Origin of the sequence: Streptomyces sp. NPDC015661 (genome assembly GCF_043077765.1) — a bacterium.
Classification (GTDB): Bacteria; Actinomycetota; Actinomycetes; order Streptomycetales; family Streptomycetaceae; genus Streptomyces.
In genome coordinates, this window is record NZ_JBIBST010000001.1 from 106,501 (window position 1) to 127,970 (window position 21,470).

At 72.6% G+C, this 21,470-nt stretch carries 23 protein-coding genes and 1 pseudogene; 11 read left to right on the forward strand and 13 right to left on the reverse strand.

The annotated features are described in order from the left end of the window. Window positions 1-21: 21 nt before the first annotated feature. A complete protein-coding gene (locus ACF07V_RS00485) occupies window positions 22-531 on the forward strand; it encodes a hypothetical protein (RefSeq protein WP_392150691.1) in 510 nt (169 codons plus the stop codon). A 4-nt stretch (window positions 532-535) separates the two neighbouring features. Here the strand turns inward: ACF07V_RS00485 and ACF07V_RS00490 are convergent, their stop codons facing one another. Then, complete coding sequence (locus tag ACF07V_RS00490) at window positions 536-1,294, reverse strand: hypothetical protein (RefSeq protein WP_392150692.1); 759 nt, start codon at window positions 1,292-1,294, stop codon at window positions 536-538. A gap of 333 nt (window positions 1,295-1,627) precedes the next feature. On the opposite strand from ACF07V_RS00490, the gene ACF07V_RS00495 reads away from it, so the two are divergent. From ACF07V_RS00495 to ACF07V_RS00505, 3 genes are read left to right on the forward strand one after another with little or no spacing between them, the layout of a single operon-like run. Next, entirely contained in the window at window positions 1,628-2,899 is a 1,272-nt protein-coding gene (locus ACF07V_RS00495; protein WP_392150693.1) for a magnesium transporter MgtE N-terminal domain-containing protein, read from the forward strand. After that, the gene (locus tag ACF07V_RS00500) at window positions 2,889-3,446 is read left to right on the forward strand and encodes a DUF1003 domain-containing protein (RefSeq protein ID WP_392150694.1); all 558 of its coding nucleotides are present in this window, start codon (window positions 2,889-2,891) and stop codon (window positions 3,444-3,446) included. Before ACF07V_RS00495 ends, ACF07V_RS00500 begins: the two co-directional genes overlap by 11 nt. 44 nt (window positions 3,447-3,490) lie before the next feature. Continuing rightward, entirely contained in the window at window positions 3,491-4,624 is a 1,134-nt protein-coding gene (locus tag ACF07V_RS00505) for an Mrp/NBP35 family ATP-binding protein (protein WP_392150695.1), read from the forward strand. A 65-nt stretch (window positions 4,625-4,689) separates the two neighbouring features. On the opposite strand, the gene ACF07V_RS00510 is transcribed toward ACF07V_RS00505, so the two are convergent. The 5 genes from ACF07V_RS00510 to sigE form a co-directional block, all read right to left on the reverse strand. Further along, complete coding sequence (locus tag ACF07V_RS00510) at window positions 4,690-5,295, reverse strand: hypothetical protein (RefSeq protein ID WP_392150696.1); 606 nt, start codon at window positions 5,293-5,295, stop codon at window positions 4,690-4,692. 74 nt (window positions 5,296-5,369) lie between these two features. After that, on the reverse strand, window positions 5,370-5,810 hold the full coding sequence (locus ACF07V_RS00515; protein ID WP_392150697.1) for a sec-independent translocase: 441 nt from the start codon (window positions 5,808-5,810) through the stop codon (window positions 5,370-5,372). Between the two features lie 91 nt (window positions 5,811-5,901). Beyond that, a complete protein-coding gene (locus tag ACF07V_RS00520) occupies window positions 5,902-7,770 on the reverse strand; it encodes a trypsin-like peptidase domain-containing protein (RefSeq protein ID WP_392150698.1) in 1,869 nt (622 codons plus the stop codon). Window positions 7,771-7,846: 76 nt separating this feature from the next. Further along, a complete protein-coding gene (locus ACF07V_RS00525; RefSeq protein ID WP_392150699.1) occupies window positions 7,847-8,779 on the reverse strand; it encodes an anti-sigma factor family protein in 933 nt (310 codons plus the stop codon). Next, window positions 8,776-9,534: an RNA polymerase sigma factor SigE gene (gene sigE / locus ACF07V_RS00530; RefSeq protein WP_078908486.1), complete on the reverse strand. Its 759-nt coding sequence runs from the start codon at window positions 9,532-9,534 to the stop codon at window positions 8,776-8,778. The genes ACF07V_RS00525 and sigE overlap by 4 nt, the downstream gene beginning before the upstream one ends. 141 nt (window positions 9,535-9,675) lie before the next feature. Between sigE and ACF07V_RS00535 the strand changes: the two genes are divergently transcribed. Then, complete coding sequence (locus ACF07V_RS00535) at window positions 9,676-10,341, forward strand: O-methyltransferase (protein ID WP_392150700.1); 666 nt, start codon at window positions 9,676-9,678, stop codon at window positions 10,339-10,341. Between the two features lie 96 nt (window positions 10,342-10,437). Here ACF07V_RS00535 and ACF07V_RS00540 read toward each other — a convergent pair whose 3' ends face one another. After that, window positions 10,438-10,605, reverse strand: a complete 168-nt coding sequence (locus tag ACF07V_RS00540; protein WP_009997451.1) for a DUF3117 domain-containing protein — start codon at window positions 10,603-10,605, stop codon at window positions 10,438-10,440. Window positions 10,606-10,918: 313 nt separating this feature from the next. Here ACF07V_RS00540 and ACF07V_RS00545 point away from each other — a divergent pair, with 313 nt between their 5' ends. The 3 genes from ACF07V_RS00545 to ACF07V_RS00555 all read left to right on the forward strand — a co-directional run bounded on the left by ACF07V_RS00545 (window position 10,919) and on the right by ACF07V_RS00555 (window position 14,289). Further along, entirely contained in the window at window positions 10,919-11,722 is an 804-nt protein-coding gene (locus ACF07V_RS00545; RefSeq protein WP_392150701.1) for an enoyl-CoA hydratase/isomerase family protein, read from the forward strand. 135 nt (window positions 11,723-11,857) lie between these two features. Then, the gene (locus ACF07V_RS00550; protein WP_392151345.1) at window positions 11,858-13,033 is read left to right on the forward strand and encodes an FG-GAP-like repeat-containing protein; all 1,176 of its coding nucleotides are present in this window, start codon (window positions 11,858-11,860) and stop codon (window positions 13,031-13,033) included. 26 nt (window positions 13,034-13,059) lie between these two features. Next, window positions 13,060-14,289, forward strand: coding sequence for an FG-GAP-like repeat-containing protein (locus ACF07V_RS00555; protein ID WP_392150702.1), 1,230 nt, complete (start codon window positions 13,060-13,062; stop codon window positions 14,287-14,289). A 22-nt stretch (window positions 14,290-14,311) separates the two neighbouring features. Here ACF07V_RS00555 and ACF07V_RS00560 read toward each other — a convergent pair whose 3' ends face one another. Then, window positions 14,312-14,896 (reverse strand): DNA-3-methyladenine glycosylase I, encoded by a 585-nt coding sequence (locus ACF07V_RS00560; protein ID WP_392150703.1) that lies wholly within the window; start codon window positions 14,894-14,896, stop codon window positions 14,312-14,314. 17 nt (window positions 14,897-14,913) lie between these two features. Next, window positions 14,914-15,279, reverse strand: a pseudogene (locus ACF07V_RS00565) (cell division protein DivIVA); the annotation flags it as partial. 54 nt (window positions 15,280-15,333) lie between these two features. On the opposite strand from ACF07V_RS00565, the gene folP reads away from it, so the two are divergent. Further along, the gene (gene folP / locus ACF07V_RS00570) at window positions 15,334-16,194 is read left to right on the forward strand and encodes a dihydropteroate synthase (protein ID WP_392150704.1); all 861 of its coding nucleotides are present in this window, start codon (window positions 15,334-15,336) and stop codon (window positions 16,192-16,194) included. A gap of 25 nt (window positions 16,195-16,219) precedes the next feature. Here the strand turns inward: folP and ACF07V_RS00575 are convergent, their stop codons facing one another. Both ACF07V_RS00575 and dapE read right to left on the reverse strand, forming a co-directional pair. After that, window positions 16,220-16,969, reverse strand: coding sequence for a TIGR00730 family Rossman fold protein (locus ACF07V_RS00575; RefSeq protein WP_392150705.1), 750 nt, complete (start codon window positions 16,967-16,969; stop codon window positions 16,220-16,222). Between the two features lie 75 nt (window positions 16,970-17,044). Beyond that, window positions 17,045-18,148: a succinyl-diaminopimelate desuccinylase gene (gene dapE, locus ACF07V_RS00580; RefSeq protein ID WP_392150706.1), complete on the reverse strand. Its 1,104-nt coding sequence runs from the start codon at window positions 18,146-18,148 to the stop codon at window positions 17,045-17,047. Window positions 18,149-18,177: 29 nt separating this feature from the next. Here dapE and ACF07V_RS00585 point away from each other — a divergent pair, with 29 nt between their 5' ends. Together ACF07V_RS00585 and ACF07V_RS00590 are read left to right on the forward strand one after the other, a co-directional pair. After that, the gene (locus ACF07V_RS00585) at window positions 18,178-19,125 is read left to right on the forward strand and encodes a hypothetical protein (RefSeq protein ID WP_392150707.1); all 948 of its coding nucleotides are present in this window, start codon (window positions 18,178-18,180) and stop codon (window positions 19,123-19,125) included. Window positions 19,126-19,418: 293 nt separating this feature from the next. Beyond that, window positions 19,419-19,880 (forward strand): ATP-binding protein, encoded by a 462-nt coding sequence (locus ACF07V_RS00590; protein ID WP_392150708.1) that lies wholly within the window; start codon window positions 19,419-19,421, stop codon window positions 19,878-19,880. 64 nt (window positions 19,881-19,944) lie between these two features. On the opposite strand, the gene ACF07V_RS00595 is transcribed toward ACF07V_RS00590, so the two are convergent. Both ACF07V_RS00595 and fdxA read right to left on the reverse strand, forming a co-directional pair. Beyond that, window positions 19,945-21,042 carry a bifunctional succinyldiaminopimelate transaminase/glutamate-prephenate aminotransferase gene (locus ACF07V_RS00595; protein WP_392150709.1) on the reverse strand — a complete coding sequence of 366 codons (1,098 nt, stop codon included), beginning with the start codon at window positions 21,040-21,042 and terminating at the stop codon, window positions 19,945-19,947. 82 nt (window positions 21,043-21,124) lie between these two features. After that, a complete protein-coding gene (fdxA, locus tag ACF07V_RS00600) occupies window positions 21,125-21,445 on the reverse strand; it encodes a ferredoxin (protein WP_015035968.1) in 321 nt (106 codons plus the stop codon). Window positions 21,446-21,470 lie beyond the last annotated feature (25 nt).

Genomic DNA, 21,470 nt, shown 5'->3' on the forward strand with positions numbered 1-21,470 from the left:
CCGCCCGATAGGCTTCGCGCCATGACAGAAGAGCAGCTCGGGTCCGCCCTCGTCGAGGAGGCCACCAAGAAGTCCGGCCTCGTGTGGGTGCGCGGCACCGGACCCGCCCGCGCGCTCTGGCACGTCTGGCACGACGGTGCCGCGCACGTCGTCGGCGACGGCCCCGGTGAGCAGCCGCTGCCGGGCCTGGTCGACGGCGGTACGGCCGAGGTGACCGTCCGCAGCAAGGACAAGGGCGGCCGGCTCGTCGCCTGGACCGCCACCGTCCGCGAGCTCTCCCCCGGCACGGAGGAGTGGGAGGCGGCGGTCGCCGAGCTGAAGGGCAAGCGGCTCAACGCCCCCGACGGCGAGGCCATGCCGGGGCGCTGGGCGCGCGAGTGCCGGGTCGTACGGCTCGACCCGCGCTCCTCGACCACGGAGCACCCGGACGGCTCCCTGGCCGCCGTACCGCTGCCGACGGCGGCGAACACCCGCCGGCCGATCCCGGCGGGTCTGCCGAAGCTGCTGTTCCGGAAGAAGAAGCGCCCCTAGGTCGTCAGGTTCGGGGCAGCTGCTTGCCGTAGTCGAGGGTCTCCTCCTTGGACGGCTCCGCGAGCGGGAAGTCCTTGTTCCACTCGGAGAGCACCACGACCCCCGCTCCCCCGCCGCGCGCGAACTGCACGGGGTACGGCAGGCCGTCCAGGGACACGTCGAGCGTGCCGCCCTCGCCGTCGGCCCCGCCCTTGACCTTGACCGTGCGGACCCCGCCGATCTGGTCCCGGTCGCCCTTGACCTTCTCGCCGTGCAGGCCGATGAGCCCGTCGAGGAGCGGGCCCATCTCGGTGAAGCCGCGCAGCTGCTTGTACGAGGGGTCGCCCTGCGGGACCTTCACGTATTTGTCGTCGAGGGTGTCGGCGGCCTCCGAGCCCGCCTCCGAGGTCCCGTGGGTCGCCTTGTCGTCGTGGTCCCAGAACCCCGCGTCGGCCTTCAGATAGAGCGCGTCGCCGACCCGCAGCAGCTCGAAGGTGCTGTTCTTCGTCGTCACCGAGCCGCTCGCGCCGTTCTGCTTGAGGCGCATGTTCAGCTTGAAGGCGCCGCCCTTGCTGACCAGGGTGCCGGAGAGACGCACCGCCTTCGCCGAGTCCGCCGCCGACTGCGCCTTCTGCTCGATCTCGGGGGCGGAGAGTCTCCCCACCCCGTTCGTCCCCTCGTCCGGATCGGCGGCGCAGGCCGTGAGTCCCACCGTCAGTCCGGCGCAGAGCGCCAGGGGCGTGACGGCCCTGCGGATACGCGATGACGGGGTACGAACGGTCATCTGCGCTGCCTCTCGTGTCGTGTGGGGGGGGTGACGGGCACGGCCCGTACGGGTTGCCGCGACGGCCGCGATCCGGCCGGACGGAAGAGCCGGGTCCGGTGCCGGGGCCGATGGGGGGGGAACGGCAGACCGCAGCGTACCCGGGACAGGTGACGGGCCCCGCAGGCAGCCGTACGGAGTCTCTGCCGGGGCGGGGCGGAACGGCACGGGCTAGCCTGAACCCGGCAAAGCTCTGCAAACACCGGCAAAGCTCCACAACAACTCGTATCGACGGCTCGTATCGACGACCCGCATCGACCACTCGAATCGTGCGGCACCGAGGAGGCGCGTGGCATGGTGGCAGGCGCCCCCAGGATCTTCGTCTCCCATCTCGCCGGAGTCCCCGTCTTCGACCCCGTCGGCGACCAGGTGGGCCGCGTCAGCGACCTCGTCGCCATGCTCCGCGTCGGCCGCCGGCCGCCCCGGCTGCTCGGCATGGTCGTGGAGGTGCTCAGCCGCCGCCGGGTCTTCGTCCCCATGACCCGGATCACCGGCGTCGCCTCCGGCCAGGTCATCACCACCGGCGTCGTCAACATGCGCCGCTTCGAGCGGCGCCCCACCGAGCGGCTCGTCCTCGGCGAGCTCCTCGACCGGCGGGTCACGCTGGTGGAGTCGGGCGAGGAGGTCACCGTCCTCGACGTCTCCATCCAGCAGCTGCCGGCCCGCCGCGACTGGGAGATCGACAAGGTCTTCGTCCGCAAGGGCAAGGGCGGCGTCCTGAGCCGCAAGGGCGAGACGCTGACCGTCGAGTGGTCGGCCGTCACCGGCTTCTCCCTGGAGGAGCACGGACAGGGCGCCGAGAACCTGCTGGCCACCTTCGAGAAGCTCCGCCCCGCCGACCTCGCCAACGCCCTGCACCACCTCTCCCCCAAACGGCGCGCCGAGGTCGCCGCGGCCCTCGACGACGACCGGCTCGCCGACGTCCTGGAGGAGCTGCCGGAGGACGACCAGATCGAGATCCTCGGCAAGCTGAAGGAGGAGCGGGCCGCCGACGTCCTGGAGGCGATGGACCCGGACGACGCCGCCGACCTGCTGTCCGAGCTGCCCGAGGAGGACCAGGAGCGGCTCCTCACCCTGATGCAGCCGGACGACGCGGCCGACGTGCGCCGGCTCCTGGCGTACGAGGAGCGCACGGCGGGCGGTCTGATGACGACCGAGCCGATCGTGCTGCGCCCGGACGCCACCGTCGCGGACGCCCTGGCCCGGGTCCGCCAGCAGGACCTGTCGCCGGCGCTCGCCGCGCAGGTGTACGTGTGCCGGCCGCCGGACGAGACTCCGACCGGCAAGTACCTGGGCACGGTGCACTTCCAGCGGCTCCTCCGCGACCCGCCGTTCACCCTGGTCAGCTCGCTCGTGGACAGCGATCTGCCGCCGCTCGGCCCGGACACCCCGCTGCCGGCCGTGACCAGCTACCTCGCCGCGTACAACATGGTGGCCGCGCCCGTGGTCGACGAGAGCGGCTCGCTGCTCGGCGCGGTCACCGTCGACGACGTGCTCGACCACCTGCTGCCGGAGGACTGGCGGGAGACCGAGTTCCACGAGGAGGGGTCCGGACATGGCGGCTGAGCGCACCCAGGACCGGGACCGGGAGCGGTCCGTGCCCCGCATCCGGCTCGACCTGCCGCGCGAGCGGCGGTCCCGGCTGCTGCCGGAGTACGACCCCGAGGCCTTCGGGCGGCTGTCGGAGCGGATCGCCCGGTTCCTGGGCACGGGCAGGTTCCTGGTCTGGATGACCCTGACGGTCGTCGTCTGGATCGGGTGGAACATCTTCGCGCCGTCGTCCCTGAGGTTCGACGAGTACCCCTTCATCTTCCTGACGCTCGCGCTGTCCCTGCAGGCCTCGTACGCGGCTCCGCTGATCCTGCTCGCGCAGAACCGGCAGGACGACCGGGACCGGGTCAACCTCGAACAGGACCGGAAGCAGAACGAGCGGTCGATCGCGGACACCGAGTACCTGACCCGGGAGATCGCGGCGCTGCGGATGGGCCTCGGCGAGGTCGCGACCCGCGACTGGATCCGCTCGGAGCTCCAGGACCTGATCAAGGAGCTGGAGGAGCGCCGGGATCTATTCCCGTCCGGCGAGGACCGGGGAAGTGACGTACCCGACCGTTGACAGCCCTTTCACCGGCCCGTGGTCGGCGCCGTACCATCGTCGGTATGGCTACGGAAGACGCGGTGCTCGAAGCACTGGCGACGGTGAACGACCCTGAGATCAACAAGCCGATCACTGAGCTCGGCATGGTCAAGTCGGTGGAGATCGAACCGGACGGCAAGGTCGCCGTCACGGTCTACCTGACGGTCTCCGGCTGCCCGATGCGCGAGACCATCACGCAGCGCGTGACCGAGGCCGTCTCCCGGGTCGAGGGCGTCACCTCCGTCGACGTCTCGCTGGACGTGATGAGCGACGAGCAGCGCAAGGAGCTGGCGGCGGCGCTGCGCGGCACGAGCGCCGAGCGCGAGGTGCCCTTCGCGAAGCCGGGCTCGCTGACCCGGGTGTACGCGGTGGCGTCCGGCAAGGGCGGCGTCGGCAAGTCCTCCGTGACCGTGAACCTCGCGGCGGCGATGGCCGCCGACGGTCTGAAGGTCGGTGTCGTCGACGCCGACATCTACGGCCACAGCGTGCCGCGGATGCTGGGCGCGGACGGCCGTCCGACCCAGGTCGAGAACATGATCATGCCGCCGTCCGCGAACGGCGTGAAGGTCATCTCCATCGGCATGTTCACCCCGGGCAACGCCCCGGTGGTGTGGCGCGGCCCGATGCTGCACCGCGCGCTCCAGCAGTTCCTCGCGGACGTGTACTGGGGCGACCTGGACGTCCTCCTGCTCGACCTGCCCCCGGGCACCGGCGACATCGCGATCTCGGTCGCGCAGCTCGTCCCGAACGCGGAGATCCTCGTCGTCACCACCCCGCAGCAGGCGGCGGCCGAGGTCGCCGAGCGGGCCGGCTCGATCGCCGTCCAGACGCACCAGAAGATCGTCGGCGTCGTCGAGAACATGGCGGGCCTGCCGTGTCCGCACTGCGACGAGATGGTCGACGTGTTCGGCACGGGCGGCGGCCAGAAGGTCGCGGACGGCCTGACGCAGACCACGGGCGCCACGGTCCCGGTCCTCGGCTCGATCCCGATCGACGTGCGGCTCCGCGAGGGCGGCGACGACGGCAAGCCGGTCGTCCTCTCCGACCCCGACTCCCCGGCGGGCGCGGCGCTCCGCGCCATCGCCGGCAAGCTCGGCGGCCGCCAGCGCGGCCTGTCGGGCATGAGCCTGGGCATCACGCCGCGCAACAAGTTCTGAGACATGACGAAGGGCGCCCCCGGGTGGGGGCGCCCTTCGTCATGTCCAGGCGCTGCGCGCCGTGTCTAGGCGCCGTACGCGCCGAAGTCCTTCACCTGGGCGAAGCCCAGACCGTACGCGCTCATCCCCCGCCCGTAGGCCCCGATGTGCACGTCCCCCGCGGAGCCCGCGAGGACCCAGCCGAACTCGGTCTCCCGGTAGTGGAACGGCACCGGAACCCCGTCCACCGGCAGCGACAGCGTCGACCACGCCGGCCCGTCCAGGTCGTCGGCGAGCTCGAAGGCCGTCTCCGTCTGCTGGTCGAGCCAGTGGTCCCGCAGCGCGTGGTCGAGCGAGGCGGGCCAGGTGTGGGCCAGGAGCCCGGAGCCGGCCAGCCAGGCGGCGGACGAGACCGTGGTGGCGTCGAGGACGCCGGTGCCGTCCCCGGTGCGGCGCACGGGGTTCGCCGCGACCGTCACGACGACGGCGAAGCGCTCCTTCTCCGCGCCGCCGGCCTCGGACTTTATCGACGGCTCGTCACCGTGGCCCATCGAGCCGTGCTGGACGGTGCCGTCCGCCGCCGTGCCGATCTGCATCAGCCGGCGCGGGCCGGTGAACGCCTCGTCGAGCCCGTACCAGGCGAAGGGTGCGCGCAGAAAGCCATCGGCTTCCACCCGACTCGTCGTCTTCATTCCGGCCGCCTCCTCGTTGCGTCAACAGAGGGAGGATAGCCACCGCTGAGCAGTGGGTCGGTGACAGGCCGTCGTCAGGTGGCGTCGGAGTCGTACGGAGGACGCTCTCCGGTGTCCGGCTTGTCCTGCTTCTTCAGCAGGTCCGGGGAGCCGTTGACCGCCGCCGGGGCGGGCGCGGGCGCGGTCTCCCGGCCGTGGACGGCGTCGGCGACCTCGTTCATCTCCTTCTTGAGGTCGAACGTGCCGCGCAGCTCCTTGAGCTCCTTGAGGTCCTCGTTGCTCTCCAGCTGCTTGCGGAGGAACGTCTTGGGGTTCAGGTCCTCGAACTCGAAGTCCTTGAACTCCGGCCCCAGCTCGCTGCGGATGTCCTGCTTCGCGCTGTCGGAGAACTCGCGGACCTTCCGGATGAAGCGCGAGACGTCCTGGATCACCTTCGGGAGCTTGTCCGGCCCGAAGACGAGCACGGCGAGGACCACGAGCGTCACCAGCTCGAGTGCGCCTATGTCGCTGAACACCTAGTAGCTCCTTCACGCCGGTCCAGGGCCCGGTCCACGGTACCCGCCGAAACTGTCCGACGGGTACCTCGCGGCGTCCGCCACATGGCGCTCAGGTGCCCTGGGAGGATCCGAGCGTCAACGTCTTTGTCAGCTCTTTGCCGTTCCGGGTCAGGGTGAGCTCCAGCTTGTCGCCGGGGCGGTGGGCGCGGATCTTCACGATGAGCTCCTCGCCGTTGTGCACGCGCTGGCCGTCGACCTTGGTGATGACGTCCCCGGGCCGGAGCCCCGCCTTGGCGGCCGGGCCGCCGGCGGTGACGGAGGCGGAGCCGTCCTTGCCCTTCTCGCCGACGCGGGCGCCGTCGCCCTGGTACTGCATGTCGAGGCTCACACCGATGACGGGGTGGGTGGCCTTGCCGGTGTTGATGAGCTCCTCGGCGACGCGCTTGCCCTGGTTGATCGGTATGGCGAAGCCGAGACCGATGGAGCCGGGCTGGCTCGCGCCGCCCTCGCCCTCGCCGGAGCCGCCGGCGGCGCGGATCGCGCTGTTGATGCCGATGACCCGCGCCTTGGAGTCGAGCAGCGGGCCGCCGGAGTTGCCGGGGTTGATGGGGGCGTCGGTCTGGAGCGCGTCGACGTAGCTGATGTCGCTGCCGTCGCCCTTCTCGCCGCCGGCGGTGATCGGGCGTTCCTTGGCGCTGATGATGCCGGAGGTGACGGTGTTGGAGAGGTCGAAGGGGGCGCCGATGGCGACCACGGGGTCGCCGACGCGGACGTTGTCCGAGTTGCCGAGCGGCAGCGCCTTGAGGCCGGAGACGCCGGTGACCTGGACGACGGCCAGGTCGTAGCCGGTGTCCTTGCCGATGAGCTTGGCGCGTGCCGTCTCGCCGCTGGAGAACGTCACGGAGATGTCGCCGGAGGAACCGGCGCCGTCGACGACGTGGTTGTTGGTGAGGATGTGGCCCTTGGTGTCGAGGACGAATCCGGTGCCCGTGCCGGAGGATCCGTTGCCCGTGACGTGCAGGGTGACCACGCCGGGCAGGGCGCTGGCGGCGATCCCGGCGACGCTGTCGGGGGCGCGGCCGGTGTCCCCGGCCTCGGCCTGCGGGAGTTCGACGGTGGTGAGCCCGCCGTTCCGCTCGACGTACGCGCCGATGCCGCCGCCGATGACTCCGGTGACGAGGGCGAAGACGAGCGCGCCGGCGACCGCGAGACCCTTGCGGGACTTCTTGGCGGGCGGCGGCGGGGCGGCGGCCCCGGTGGCGCCCCAGGGGTCGTACTGCACCCAGGGGGTCGGCTGGGGCGGGGCCTGGTGATGCACCTGCGGCGGTACGGAGGCGGGCGGCCGCTGCACGGGCGGCGCGGGCGCCCACGGCCCCGGCTCGCCGTAGGGCGGCGTCCGGTACTCGTCGGGCACGTGCAGAGGCTGCCGGGGTGCGGACTCGGCCGGGAGCACGGGAGCCGGCTCGACCGGGGGCACGGGAGCCGGCTCGACCGGGGGCACGGGGGCGGGCTCGGCAATGCCCTCCGGCGCGGGCACGGGCTCCGGCGCGGGCGCGGGCTCCGCGGGTGCGGACTTCGTCAGCTCGACGGCGGGCGCGAGCACGGGCTCCGGCGCGTGGGGCTCGGCGGCCGGGGCGGGCTCCGGGACAGGCGCGGGCTCCGGCGCGAGCACGGGCTCCGCGGGTGCGGACTTCGTCAGCTCGACGGCGGGCGCGGGCACGGGCTCCGGCGCGTGGGGCTCGGCGGCCGGCGCGGGCGGAGCGGTCGCGGGCTCGCCCGTAGGCGCGGGCGGGGCCGTCGGGGCCGGCTTCGTCAGGTCGGCCGTCGCCGGCGGCGTCGGATCCTGGCCCGGGGCCGGCTGAGGTGCGGGCAGGGGGAAGTCGCCGTCGCCTTCGTCCGTCGGCGGCGGCGTGGGTATCCGCGCCGCCTCCGGAGACGTCGAAGGCCGGCTCCACCAGTTCGGCTTCCCGTTGTTCATGCTCTCCCCGCAACCGCTGACCCGTCCGCGCCCCTGGGTCGGGCGCCCTGCCCCCTGGATTCAACCAGGTCGCGGGTCAGCGGTGGGAGCCGAGCGGTCCGGGCGTCGGACCGGCCAGCGGGCTCGGCCCGGGGGCGAAGGCCAGCTGGAGGGCCGGAGCCGTCGGTCGTATGAACGGCGAGAGCGCGAGGAGCGACTGCGGGGCAGGGTTCCGGAGCCGTACGGCCACCACCGGCGTGGCGGCCGAGCGCACCGCGTCCGGCGGGACCGCGCCCGACGGGACCGTGCCCTGGCCCGCGGCCACGACCGGCCCCTGCGGGACCGCGGCCGGGGTCACCGCGGCGAGCGGCTCGGCGGCGTCGACGGACTGGGCGCCCGAACGCTCTCCGGAGCGCGTGCCCCGGCCGACCGCCGTGCCCGTGCCGCCGCCGGTCGCGGTGGCGCGCAGCGGGGTCACGGCGCTGCCGGTGCCCTGGCCGCCGCGCGCGCTCGCGCTCACCGAGGTTTCCAGGGGCAGGGTGCCGCCGAGGGCGATCGCCGCGAACGAGACGGCGCCGGCCGCCGCGAAGGCGAAGCGCCGGCCCCGCCCGGAGGTTCCGGAGCGGCGGTAACCGACCTCGTGGATGCGGAAACCGGCCCCGGGGGTGCCGGGGTGCGGGGTGACGACGGCGGCGGTGGCGAAGCCGTCGGACTTCACGCCGCCCGCGCCCAGGAGCTCTTCGAGGGGCCCGCGCGGTCCGCCGGGCGCTCCCGGCTCACCGGGTCCCCCGGGGAGGCCCTGGAGACGCGCGAGGAAGCCCTCGGAGGGCGGTGGCGGAGCCGCCGAGGCGAAGACGCTCTTCAGCGTGCGCTGGGCGTCGGCCTCGGCCTTGCAGCGGGCGCAGGTCGCGAGGTGGGCGAGGACCCGCTCGCGGGCGTCGTGGCCGAGTTCGCCGTCGACGAGCGCGGCCAGCCGGTCCCCGAGGTGGTGCTCCGCGGGGGTCGGTGACGTGGGACGAGTGCCGGTCACGCTGTCCCTGCCTCCCATCCGACGGAGGCGAGGGCACGCTCCGCCCGGGCCTCGGGCGAGCGGTGCTTGAGCGCCTTGCGCAGGTGGGAGCGGCCGCGGTGGATGCGGCTGCGGACGGTGCCGAGCTTCACACCGAGGGTCGCGGCGATCTCCTCGTACGAGAGGCCTTCGATGTCGCAGAGGACGACGGCCGCGCGGAACTCGGGCGCGAGGGTGTCGAGGGCCTGCTGCACGTCGGCGTCGAAGTGCGTGTCGTTGAACGCCTGCTGCGGCGAGGGCTCGCGGCTGGGGAGCCGCTCGGCCGCGTCGTCGGCGAGCGCGTCGAACCGGATGCGCTGCTTGCGGCGGACCATGTCGAGGAAGAGGTTGGTGGTGATGCGGTGCAGCCAGCCCTCGAAGGTGCCCGGGGTGTACGTCGACAGCGAGCGGAAGACGCGGACGAAGACCTCCTGCGTCAGGTCCTCGGCGTCGTGCTGGTTGCCCGTCAGGCGGTAGGCGAGGCGGTAGACCCGGCCACTGTGCGTGCTGACGATCTCCTCCCAGGTGGGAGGGGTCCACGCCTGCGATTCCGCATCCGATGCGAAGGTCGCGGTGGTGGGAGCGGAGTCGGTGGTGCGGAAACGGTCAGCTGTGTCGGTCACGGATTTCGGCTCACCCGCCGACCTGAGAAGACGCCGAAGCACTCCTCCCCGATCCACAGGCGCAGCCGCACCTCCCCTGTCGGCTCTGGTGGTGTCCAGTGGAGCCCCTACCATAGCCACCTCGCCCGTTAGCTCCGGATAAGAATCTTTACGCGAATTTGGGACCGGCTCGCCCGGCTGCCTCCGTCGCGTCCTTCCCCTGGTGAACGCCCGGTCCCATCTGCGGGTTCCCACTGACAGCGGATACAGTCACCGTTGCGTCAACTACGGGGACAGGAGAGGGCCATTACCGCCAACCGGCAGACGGGCTGGTCGTTCGCCGACGCCTACGTCGCCGAGGACGAAGCTCTGCGCTGGGCCCGTGAGCGGGCCCGGGAGGCAGGGCTGCCCTCGGTGTCGCCGGGCACCGGTGGGGCGCTGCGCCTGCTCGCCGCGACGGCGGACGCCAAGGCGGTGGCGGAGATCGGCACCGGCACGGGCGTGTCGGGCATCTATCTGCTGCTCGGGATGCGGCCGGACGGCGTCCTGACGACGGTGGACCTCCAGCCGGAGCGGCAGCAGCTCGCCAAGACGGCGTTCCGGGCCGCGGGCTTCGCGGGCAACCGGGCCCGTTTCATCCCGGGCCGGGCCCTGGACGTGCTGCCCCGGCTCGCGGACGGCGGATACGACCTCGTGTTCTGCGACGGCGACCGGCTGGAGTACCTGGACTACCTCGCTGAATCGTTGCGCCTGCTGCGACCGGGGGGTCTGGTCTGCTTCGAGGGGGTCTTCGCGGACGGCCGCACGGTCGATTCGGGCGCCCAGCCGGCGGAGGTCCAGCGGGTCCGTGAGCTGCTGCGCGCGGTGCGGGAGAGCCAGGAGCTCGTCCCCTCGCTGCTGCCGGTGGGCGACGGCCTGCTCTGCGCGGTACGCCGGGGCTGACCGCTCGGCCGACCGGGGCACGCGGGCCCCGGAGACACCGCTGCCCCGGCACGGCGGACCGTACCGGGGCAGGGTGGGAAATCGTGGAGAAGAGGGTCAGCCGACGACCTTCTTGAGGGCGTCGCCCAGCGCCTCGGCCTCGTCCGGGGTCAGCTCGACGACAAGCCGACCGCCGCCTTCGAGCGGAACGCGCATGACGATGCCCCGCCCCTCCTTGGTCACCTCGAGCGGGCCGTCACCCGTCCGCGGCTTCATGGCCGCCATGCTTGTTCCCCTTCCTGAAACCAGCTCATTGTCAGCCGGGCAGCTCCTTGATGTGGAGCACGCGTCACCGGCTTCGAACACATTGCTTCCAGGTCATTATCCCGCATGGCAGGACCCGATGACCAACATCGATCTGCATCGCTTGCGCAACGCGCTCCCGCAAAACCCCACATTTCGGCGATCGGCCTGCGATACTTCGCCGCTCGACGTCGGAAGGACCACCTCCAAATCTTTGACGCAGCTCACATGGGCGACACGGGTGATCTCCGCCATGCTGGGCTGGTCAACGACGCAATGAGGCGAAGGGAACCCGATGGCCGACACGGTGCTGTACGAGGTGAGCGACGGGCTCGCCACCATCACGCTCAACCGGCCCGAGGCCATGAACGCGATGAACGTGGCGGCGAAGGTCGCCCTCCGGGACGCCGCGGAGACGGCCGCCGCCGACCCCGCCGTACGGGCGGTGCTGCTCACGGCGGCCGGCGACCGGGCGTTCTGCGTGGGCCAGGACCTGAAGGAGCACGTCGGGCTGCTCACCGCGGACCGGGAGTCCGGCACGAGCGAGACCATGAACACGGTCCGTGACCACTACAACCCGATCGTGCGCGCGCTCACCGGCATGCGCAAGCCGGTCGTCGCGGGCGTGAACGGCGTCGCCGCCGGGGCCGGCTTCGGCTTCGCGCTCGCGGCGGACTACCGGGTGGTCGCGGACACCGCCTCCTTCAACACCGCCTTCGCGGGGGTCGCGCTCACCGCCGACTCGGGCGTGTCGTGGACGCTGCCCCGGCTGATCGGCGCGAGCCGGGCCTCCGACCTGCTGCTCTTCCCGCGCTCGATCGGCGCCCAGGAGGCGTACGAGCTCGGCATCGTGAACCGCCTGGTCCCGGCCGCGGACCTGGCCGCCGAGGCGGAGAAGGTGGCCCGCAGGCTCGCGGCGGGCCCGACGGTGGCGTACGCGGCCCTGAAGGAGTCCCTGGCCTACGGCGCCGACCACTCCCTCACCGAGGCCCTCGACAAGGAGGAGGAGCTCCAGACCCTGGCGGGCGCCTCCGAGGACCACACGATCTCGGTCCGCGCCTTCATCGCGAAGGAGAAGCCGCGGTACCTGGGCCGCTGATCAGGCGCGGAACCCGCTCGTACGAGGGGTGGGCGGGTCTATAGGATCCGCCCATCACTTGTACGCACATACCTGGGGGGTTCCGTGCGTCCTTCTCCTTCCGCGCGCCTTCTTCGCGGCGCGCTCACGGCGGGTGTGGCCCTCGGCCTGTCCGCCACCGCCCTTTCCTCGCCAGCGCGGGCCGCCGAGGGCGCGGACCGTTGTCCGCAGGGTGCCGTCTGCGCGTTCAGCCAGCCGCTCTACCAGGGCGACATGCTGGTCATCAAGGCACCGATGCTGTCGCTCGGGGCCTGGGACAACCGCATGCGCTCCTTCGTCAACAACCAGTCCGGCGCGGACGGGGTGTGCTTCTACCCGGAGTCCGGCTTCGCACCCGAGGGCTCCCTGCACCTCTACAACTCGGTGTCCTTCGACGAGAGCCAGTACCCCGCCCTGGACCGGACGGTGAGCTCGGTCGACGTCGGCCCCGAGGCCGACGACTACTGCGGCTACGAGAGCCGCTACCCGATCGTCCACGACCACGTGGGGCCCCGGCCGGTGCCGCTGCCCGCGACCGGCGCCTTCGGCGACATCGACCGCGACGGGACCGCCGACGTCCTCGGCCGCAACGCGTTCGGCCAGTTGTGGAGCACCGGCCGCACCGCCGTGCTCGTCGGCGGCGGCTGGGGCGCCATGACCAAGCTGGCCCGGCACGGGGACTACGACGGCGACGGCAACGAGGACGTCTACGCCCGTGACAAGGCCGGCGTGCTCTGGTTCTACCCGGGCAACGGCAAGGGCTGGTTCAAGCCCCGTCTGAAGGTCGGCGCCGGCTGGAACACCATGAAGGACCTGGCGGCCGCCGGGGACCTGACCGGCGACGGCGAGGGCGACCTCCTCGCCTCCGACAACGACGGCGTCCTGTGGACGTACCCCGGCAACGGCAAGGGCTGGTTCGGCGCCCGCAAGAAGGTCGGCGGCGGCTGGAACGTCATGAACGAGCTCGTCGGCGCCGGGGACATGAACTCCGACAGGAAGGCCGACCTGATCGCCCGCGACACGGCGGGCAAGCTCTGGCTCTACCCGGGCAACGGCCGCGGCTGGTTCTCCGCCCGCACGCTCATCGGGACCGGCGGCTGGAACGGCCACAAGGAACTCTCGGGCCTCGGCGACGTCACCGGCGACGGGCGCCCGGACCTGGTCGCCCACGCCAAGGGCACCTTCGACTGGGAGGGCCACCCGTACCTGCGGGTCTACCCCGGCACCGGCGACGGACGTCTCCGCGCCCCGCTGGAGCTCGCCCAGCTCCGCCCCAGCACGTTCGTCTTCTGACCTTCCTCGAGAACGGATCCCGCGCCATGAAGCGCACTTCCGGAGTCCGGCGTGCCCTGGCGGCCGCCGTGACCACCGCGGCGTCCCTCGCCACGCTGCTGACCTCCGCGCCCACCGCGTCGGCCGACGAGTTCCGCTGCCCCGCCGGCAGTTTCTGCGTCTTCCAGTACCCGAACTACGGCGGCGAGATGAAGGTCATCTCGTCCAGCCAGTCCACCCTGGGCACCTGGAACAACAAGATCTCGTCGTACATCAACCGCAGCGACAAGTGGGCCGTCGCGTACCAGGACGCCGGCTACGGGGGCAGCAACAGCCTGACCATCGACCCCCGCCAGCCCGCCGGTTCCGACCTCAGCTGGGACTCCTGGTCCGAGCTCGACAACTCGATCAGTTCGATCCGGGTGGGCGGCACCCAGTGGGAGGTCGAGACCGGTCAGGCATGGATCGACTGGATCACCGACGACACCCCGCGCCCGAGCGGGCTCCCGGCCCAGTCCCGGTTCGGCGACCTGAACAACGACGGCATCGCCGACCTGCTCGAACGCGGCGCGGACGGCCGGCTCTGGTTCCTCAACGGCAGGAAGGACGCCGACTGGAAGACCAAGGGCGCGCTCGTCGGCGGCGGCTGGAACGCCATGACCACGCTCGTCCGGCACGGCGACTACAACGGCGACGGCAACGAGGACGTCTTCGCCCGCGACCGGTCCGGCGTGCTCTGGTTCTACCCCGGCAACGGCTACGGCTGGTTCAAGCCCCGCCTGAAGATCGGTGCCGGCTGGAACACCATGAAGGAGATCGAGGCGGTCGGCGACCTCACCGGCGACGGCCGCCGCGACCTGGTCGCCCGGGACACGGCCGGTGTCCTCTGGACCTACCCGGGCAACGGCCGCGGCTGGTTCGGCACCCGCGCGAAGGTCGGCGCGGGCTGGAACGGCATGAACGCGCTCGCGGCGCCCGGCGACCTGAACCGGGACGGCAGGTCCGACCTGATCGCCCGCGACGGCTCCCGCACGCTCTGGCTCTACCCCGGCAACGGCCGCGGCTGGTTCGGCGCCCGCGTCAGGCTCCCCTACGCCTGGCCGTCGGACACGCCCCTCATCGCCACCGGCGACGTGACCGGCGACGGCCTCGGCGACGTCATGCGCACCATCGAGTACTCGTCGCTGTACGTCTACGCGAACAACGCCTCGGGCGGTCTGAGGGCCCCGGAGTTCGAGACGAGTTACGACACCTCCGGCTACGTGCACCTCTTCTGAGCCGGTCCGCGACGGCCCGGGGTCAGTTCCCGCCCCGGGCCACGCACCCCGCCAGATGGTCGTCGACCAGGCCGCAGGCCTGCATCAGCGCGTAGGCCGTGGTGGGCCCGATGAAGCGCAGGCCGCGCTTCTTGAGGGCTTTGGAGAGCGCCGTCGACTCGTCGGTGACCGCCGGGACCTCGGCGAGCGTGCGCGGGGCCGGGCGGGTCGCCGGGTCCGGGGCGTGGGACCAGATCAGCGCGTCGAGCTCGCCCGGGGACCAGTCGGCGAGCAGCTTCGCGTTCGCCAGGGTCGCGTCCACCTTGGCGCGGTTGCGGATGATGCCCTCGTCGGCGAGGAGCCGCTCGCGGTCTGCGTCGGTGAAGCGGGCCACGTCGGCGATCCGGAAGCCGGAGAACGCCTTCCGGAAGCCCTCCCGGCGGCGCAGGATCGTGATCCACGACAGGCCCGACTGGAAGGCCTCCAGGCAGAGCCGCTCGAACAGCGCGTCGTCGCCGTGGACGGGGCGGCCCCACTCCTCGTCGTGGTACGCGACGTAGTCCTCGGCCGACAGGCCCCAGGGGCAGCGCAGCCGGCCGTCGGGCCCGGGGATCACCTCTCCCGTCACTTCTCGCCGCCCCCGCCCTCCGTGCCGGCGTCGCCGGCCGGGGCGGCGCCCGCGAGCGCCTCCTCCAGCTCGGCGATCCGGGCGTCGCGCTCCGCGAGCTCGGCGCCCAGCCGGACGAGGACGTCGTCCACGTCGGCCATGCGGTAGCCGCGGGCGGCGACGGGGAGGCGGAGCGCCTCGACGTCGGCGCGGTCCACCGGCCGCGCGACCGGAAGCGGGTCGACGAGCTGCTCGGGCGCCACCTCGGGCAGCACCTCGCTGTCGCCGCCGCCGACCACGGCGAGGGTCACCGCGGCCACGACCACGACCATCGTGATGAGCAGAAACCAGAACACTGCGCGCCTCTCCCCGGAGTGGAAAACGTCCCGTGCCGATCGTGCCATGCGCCACCGACGGTTAGGGTCGCAGGCGAACGGACGCGAGGGAGGACAAAAGGGATGCTGCGCTTGGGACGGCGTGAATTCGGGCCGCACGAGCCGGTGATCATGGCGATCGTGAACCGGACCCCGGATTCCTTCTACGACCAGGGCGCGACCTTCCGGGACGAGCCCGCGCTCGCCCGGGTCGAGCAGGCCGTGGCGGAGGGGGCGGCGATCATCGACATCGGCGGGGTGAAGGCGGGCCCCGGCGAGGAGGTGACGGCCGAGGAGGAGGCGCGCCGCACGGTCGGATTCGTCGCCGAGGTCCGCAGGCGCCATCCCGACGTGGTGATCAGCGTCGACACCTGGCGGGCGGACGTCGGCGAGGCGGTCTGCGAGGCCGGGGCGGACGTCCTGAACGACGCGTGGGGCGGGGTCGACCCGCGGCTCGCGGAGGTCGCCGCGAAGTACGGCGCGGGCCTCGTCTGTACGCACGCGGGCGGCGCGGAGCCGCGGACGCGGCCGCACCGGGTGGAGTACGAGGACGTGATGGCCGACATCCTGCGGGTCACGGTGGGGCTCGCGGAGCGCGCGGTCTCGCTCGGCGTGCGGCGGGACGGGATCATGATCGACCCCGGTCACGACTTCGGGAAGAACACGCGGCACAGCCTGGAGGCGACGCGGCGGCTCGGGGAGATGGCGGCGACGGGGTGGCCGGTGCTGGTGTCCCTGTCCAACAAGGACTTCGTGGGCGAGACGCTCGACCGGCCGGTCAAGGAGCGGGTCCTCGGGACCCTGGCCACGACGGCGGTGTCGGCGTGGCTGGGGGCCCAGGTGTATCGCGTGCACGAGGTGGCGGAGACCCGCCAGGTGCTGGACATGGTGGCGTCCATCGCGGGATACCGTCCGCCGGCGGTCGCCCGGCGCGGGCTGGCGTAGCCGGGCGACCGCCGACCCGGCGCGGCTAGCGGCCCACTTCCTTGGTGACGAGCGCGACCGCCTCCTCCACGTCGTCCGTGACGTGGAAGAGGAGGAGGTCGCGTTCGCTCGCCTTGCCGCCCGCGACGACCGAGTCGCGGAGCCAGTCGACGAGGCCCTTCCAGTACTCGGTGCCGAAGAGCACGATCGGGAAGCGGGTGACCTTGCGGGTCTGGACCAGGGTCAGGGCCTCGAAGAGCTCGTCGAGGGTGCCGAGACCGCCGGGCAGGACGACGAAGCCCTGCGCGTACTTCACGAACATCGTCTTGCGGACGAAGAAGTAGCGGAAGTTCACGCCGATGTCGACGTGCGGGTTGAGCCCCTGCTCGAAGGGGAGCTCGATGCCGAGGCCCACCGAGACGCCCCTGGCCTCCCTGGCCCCCTTGTTGGCCGCCTCCATGGCGCCCGGGCCGCCGCCCGTGATGACCGCGAAGCCGGCCTCGACGAGCGCCCGGCCGATCCGTACGCCCGCCTCGTACTCCGGCGAGTCCGGCTTGGTGCGGGCCGAGCCGAAGACGCTGATGGCGCTCGGCAGTTCGGCGAGGGCGCCGAAGCCCTCGACGAACTCGGACTGGATGCGCATGACCCGCCAGGGGTCGGTGTGCACCCACTCCGAGTCGCCCTCGGTGTCGAGCAGCCTCTGGTCCGTGGTGCCCGGCTGGACCTGGTCCCTGCGCCTGAGCACCGGTCCCAGCCGCTGCTCCTCCGGCTTCGTCTCCCCTTCGGGGATACCCATGGCCTGCTCCCTCCGTCGAACCGACGATCTTCTGGTGGGGTCAGGGTAGGTCCACAGAGGTGACGAAATCCGAAATTACGGGAGACGGGCGGTCAGCCAGTCGCGGAGCCGCGCCTCGCAGTGGTGGATCTTGTCGACGTGGATGTGCTCGTCGCGCTTGTGCGCGTACAGCGCGTCACCGGGGCCGTAGTTGACCGCGGGCACGCCGAGGGCGCTGAAGCGGGCGACGTCGGTCCAGCCGAACTTGGGCTGCGCGCTGCCGCCGACGGCCTTCATGAAGGCCTCGGCCGCGGGGTGGGAGAGGCCGGGCAGGGCGCCGGGGCTCTCGTCGTCGACGACGAACTCGGCGATGTCGATGCCCTCGAAGAAGGCGCGGACGTACGCCAGGGCCTCGGCCGGGGAGCGGTCGGGGGCGTACCGGTAGTTGACGGTGACGGCGCAGGCGTCGGGGATGACGTTGGTGGCGACGCCGCCCTCGATCCGTACGGCGTTGAGGCCCTCGTGGTACTGGAGGCCGTCGATGACCGGCTTGCGGGGCTCGTAGGCGGCGAGGCGGTCGAGGATCGGGGCGGCGGTGTGGATGGCGTTGGAGCCCATCCACGCGCGCGCGGAGTGGGCGCGCTCGCCCGCGGTGTGCAGGATGACGCGCAGGGTGCCCTGGCAGCCGCCCTCGACCTGGCCGTCGGAGGGCTCCAGGAGGACGGCGAAGTCTCCGGCGAGCCACTCCGGGTGGGCGTCGACGATCTTGCCGAGGCCGTTGAGGTGGGCGGCGACCTCCTCGTTGTCGTAGAAGACGAAGGTGAGGTCGCGGTTGGGCTCGGGGACGGTGGCGGCGATCCGCAGCTGGACGGCGACCCCGGACTTCATGTCGGAGGTGCCGCAGCCCCAGAGGATGCCGTCCTCGTCGAGGCGCGAGGGCACGTTGTCGGCGATCGGCACGGTGTCGATGTGGCCGGCGAGGACGACCCGCTCGCCGCGGCCGAGGTTCGTGCGGGCGACGACGTTGTTGCCGAAGCGGTCGACGGTGAGGTGCGGCAGGGCGCGCAGGGCCGCCTCGATCGCGTCGGCGAGCGGCTGCTCGGTCCCGCTGACGGACGGGAAGTCGACGAGCGCGGCGGTGAGCGCGGCCCCGTCCAGGGAGAGGTCGAGGGGGCCGTCGAGCGGGGTGATGTCTGCCATGTGCCGACCCTAACGCGGCCTCCAGTACGGTGGGCCCCGTGTCCGAGCCCACCCGCCCCCGCCGTCGCGGCCGCCTCGCCCGTTCCGCGGCCGCCTTCGCCGCGCTCCTCGGCCTCGCCTCGTACGTGGCCGTCCACCAGCTGACGGGGAGCACGGGTGCACCCCGGTGCAGTGTGGGCAGTGGGGACAACCGCTACGAGTTCACTCCGGAGCAGGCGTCCAACGCGGCGACGATCTCGGCGGTGGGCACCACGCGGGGGCTGCCGGAGCGGGCGGTGACGATCGCGCTCGCGACCTCGCTGCAGGAGTCGGCGCTGCGGAACATCGAGCACGGCGACCGGGACTCGCTGGGCCTCTTCCAGCAGCGGCCCTCCCAGGGCTGGGGGACGGCGGCGCAGATCATGGACCCGGTCTACTCGGCGGGGAAGTTCTACGAGGGCCTGGAGAAGGTCCCGGGGTACTCGCGGATGCCGCTGACGGTGGCGGCGCAGAAGGTGCAGCGGAGCGGTTTCCCGCAGGCGTACGCGAAGCACGAGCCGGACGCGACGCTGCTGTCGGCGGCGCTGACGGGCCGCTCGCCGGCGGCGCTGACCTGTACGGCGAGCGAGGTGAAGGGCCGACCGGGCGACCCGGAGCAGGTGCGCCGGGAGCTGGTGCGGGCCTTCGGCGAGAAGGCGGCGCCCGAGGTGGTGACGGGCGGTCCGAGCGCGGGCCGTTCGGCTGCGGAGCCGCCGGTGCTCGTGGTGCCGGTCCGGGCGGCGACGGGCGCGGGGAGCGCGCCGGGGGCCGGTTCGGACGAGCGGCGCGGCTGGGAGCTGGCGCAGTGGGCGGTGGCGCGGGCGGACGAGCTGCGCATCACGGAGGTGTCGTTCGGCGGCCGGGTCTGGCGCGCGGGCGAGGCCGGCGGCGGCTGGTCGAAGACCTCGGGAGCGGCCTCGGCCGGCGCGGAATCCGTTCGGGTGCGCCTCGCCCAGTAGCCGTTCACCCGTGCGGTCGTTCACTCGGGCGTGGCATGGGTCGGGTTCGTGGCGGAGGAAATTCGCGTGGCCCCGGCGCCGCTTTTCCCAGGCGTCACCCCTCCCCCTCGTTTCCCTTGCGGCACAAGGGAAGTGACGGTTCGGCAGGGCTTCTCACAATGACACGTTCGTCCGTTTTCCTCCCCACCCGACAATACGACGCATTGCCAACTCTTTGCCTTCGGCCGCCGCAACCTCCCCCGCCCCAGGGCCGGTTGTCACCGCGTAATCGTCCTCTCCGCCGAAGGAGCACCATGTCCCTCTCCCTGACCCGCCGGATCGCCCGTGCCGCCCTCATCGTCGCGGCCGGAGCAGCCCCCGTGGTCGGTGCGGCCGGCTCCGCGAGCGCCCTGGACCAGGGCCTCGCGCCGACCGGGGCCCTCGGCGGCGTGACCGCCCTGGACGCCGCCGGCGCGGGGAGCGCCGTCGACGCCGCCTCCCAGACCGCGACCGGAGTGGTCGGCGAGACCGGCAGCAAGGCCGTCGGCACGGCCGTCCCGGCCGCCGGCAAGACCGTCGGCACGGCCGGCAAGACCGCCACCCCCGCCGCGCAGCAGGTCGTCGGCAAGACGGCCGGCAGCACGGGCGAGGTCGTCGGTCAGACCGCCGGCGCCGCCGCCGAGAGCACCGAGGCCCCCACCGGCGGGGCCCTGGGCGGCGGCCTGGGCGGCCTGCCGACCGGCCAGACCCTGGGCGGCCTGCCCATCGGCGGCTGACCCGCACACGACGCACGGAGGGCCCGGGGAGCACACGCTCCCCGGGCCCTCCGGCGTCACAGGCTCAGCCCAGGCGCTTGACCGCGGCCTCGACCCGCTCGTCCGTCGCCGTGAAGGCCACCCGCACGAACCGCTCCCCGGCCTCGCCGTAGAAGTCGCCGGGCGCCACCAGGATGCCCTTCTCCGCCAGGTAGGCCACCGTCTCCCAGCACGGCTCGTCCCGCGTCGCCCACAGGTACAGGCTCGCCTCGCTGTGCTCGATCCGGAAGCCGTGCGCCTCCAGGGCCGCCCGCAGCGCCGCCCGGCGGGCCGCGTACCGCTCCCGCTGCTCGGCCACGTGCGCGTCGTCGCCCAGCGCCGCGACCGTCGCCGCCTGCACCGGCGCCGCCGTCATCATGCCGCCGTGCTTGCGGATCTGGAGCAGCTCGCCCAGGACGGCCGCGTCGCCCGCGACGAAGGCCGCCCGGTAGCCGGCCAGGTTGGAGCGCTTGGACAGCGAGTGGACCGCGACGATCCCCTCGTACGAGCCCCCGCAGACGTCCGGGTGCAGGACCGAGACCGGGTCGGCCTCCCAGCCCAGCTCCAGGTAGCACTCGTCGGAGAAGACGAGGATCCCGTGCTCCCGCGCCCAGGCCACGATCCGGGTCAGCTCGTCCTTCGCGAGGACCTTGCCGGTCGGGTTGGACGGGGAGTTGAGCCACAGCAGCTTGACCGCGGCGGGGTCGAGGTCGGCGACCGGGTCGTCGTAGACGACGGGCTCCGCGCCGCAGAGCCGCGCCCCCACCTCGTACGTCGGGTACGCCAGCCGCGGGTAGGCCACCGCGTCACCGGCGCCGAGCCCCAGCTGCGTCGGCAGCCAGGCCACCAGCTCCTTGGAGCCGACCACCGGCAGCACGTTCTCGTGGGCGAGGTCCACCGCGCCCAGGCGCCGCTCGCACCAGCCGGTGAGCGCGTCCCGCAGTTCCCTCGTCCCCCACACCGTGGGATAGCCCGGCGAGTCCGCGGCCGCGACCAGCGCCTCCTGGATCAGCGCGGGGACCGGGTCCACGGGCGTGCCGACGGACAGGTCCACGATTCCGTCCGGGTGCGCCACGGCCGTCTTCTTGTACGGCTCCAGCTTGTCCCAGGGGAAGACGGGAAGGCGCGAAGAGACTGCGCTCACGGGTTGGCTCACTTCCTCGTACGTACGGAAACGCTTCGGCCCCGTACAGCGGCGAGGCCGTACGGGACCGAGGGCGAATGAATCAGCCGTTCTGCGGCGGCAGGGCGGCGATGAAGGGGTGGTCGCGCTCGATCTCGCCGAGCTTGGAGGCACCACCGGGCGAGCCGAGCTCGTCGAAGAACTCGACGTTCGCCTTGTAGTAGTCCTTCCACTCCTCCGGGGTGTCGTCCTCGTAGAAGATCGCCTCGACCGGGCAGACCGGCTCACAGGCCCCACAGTCGACGCATTCGTCCGGGTGGATGTACAAGGACCGCTTGCCCTCGTAGATGCAGTCGACGGGGCACTCCTCGATGCACGCCTTGTCCTTGACGTCGACACAAGGCTGCGCGATGACGTAGGTCACGCTGTCGTTCCTCCTCGATAGGGCT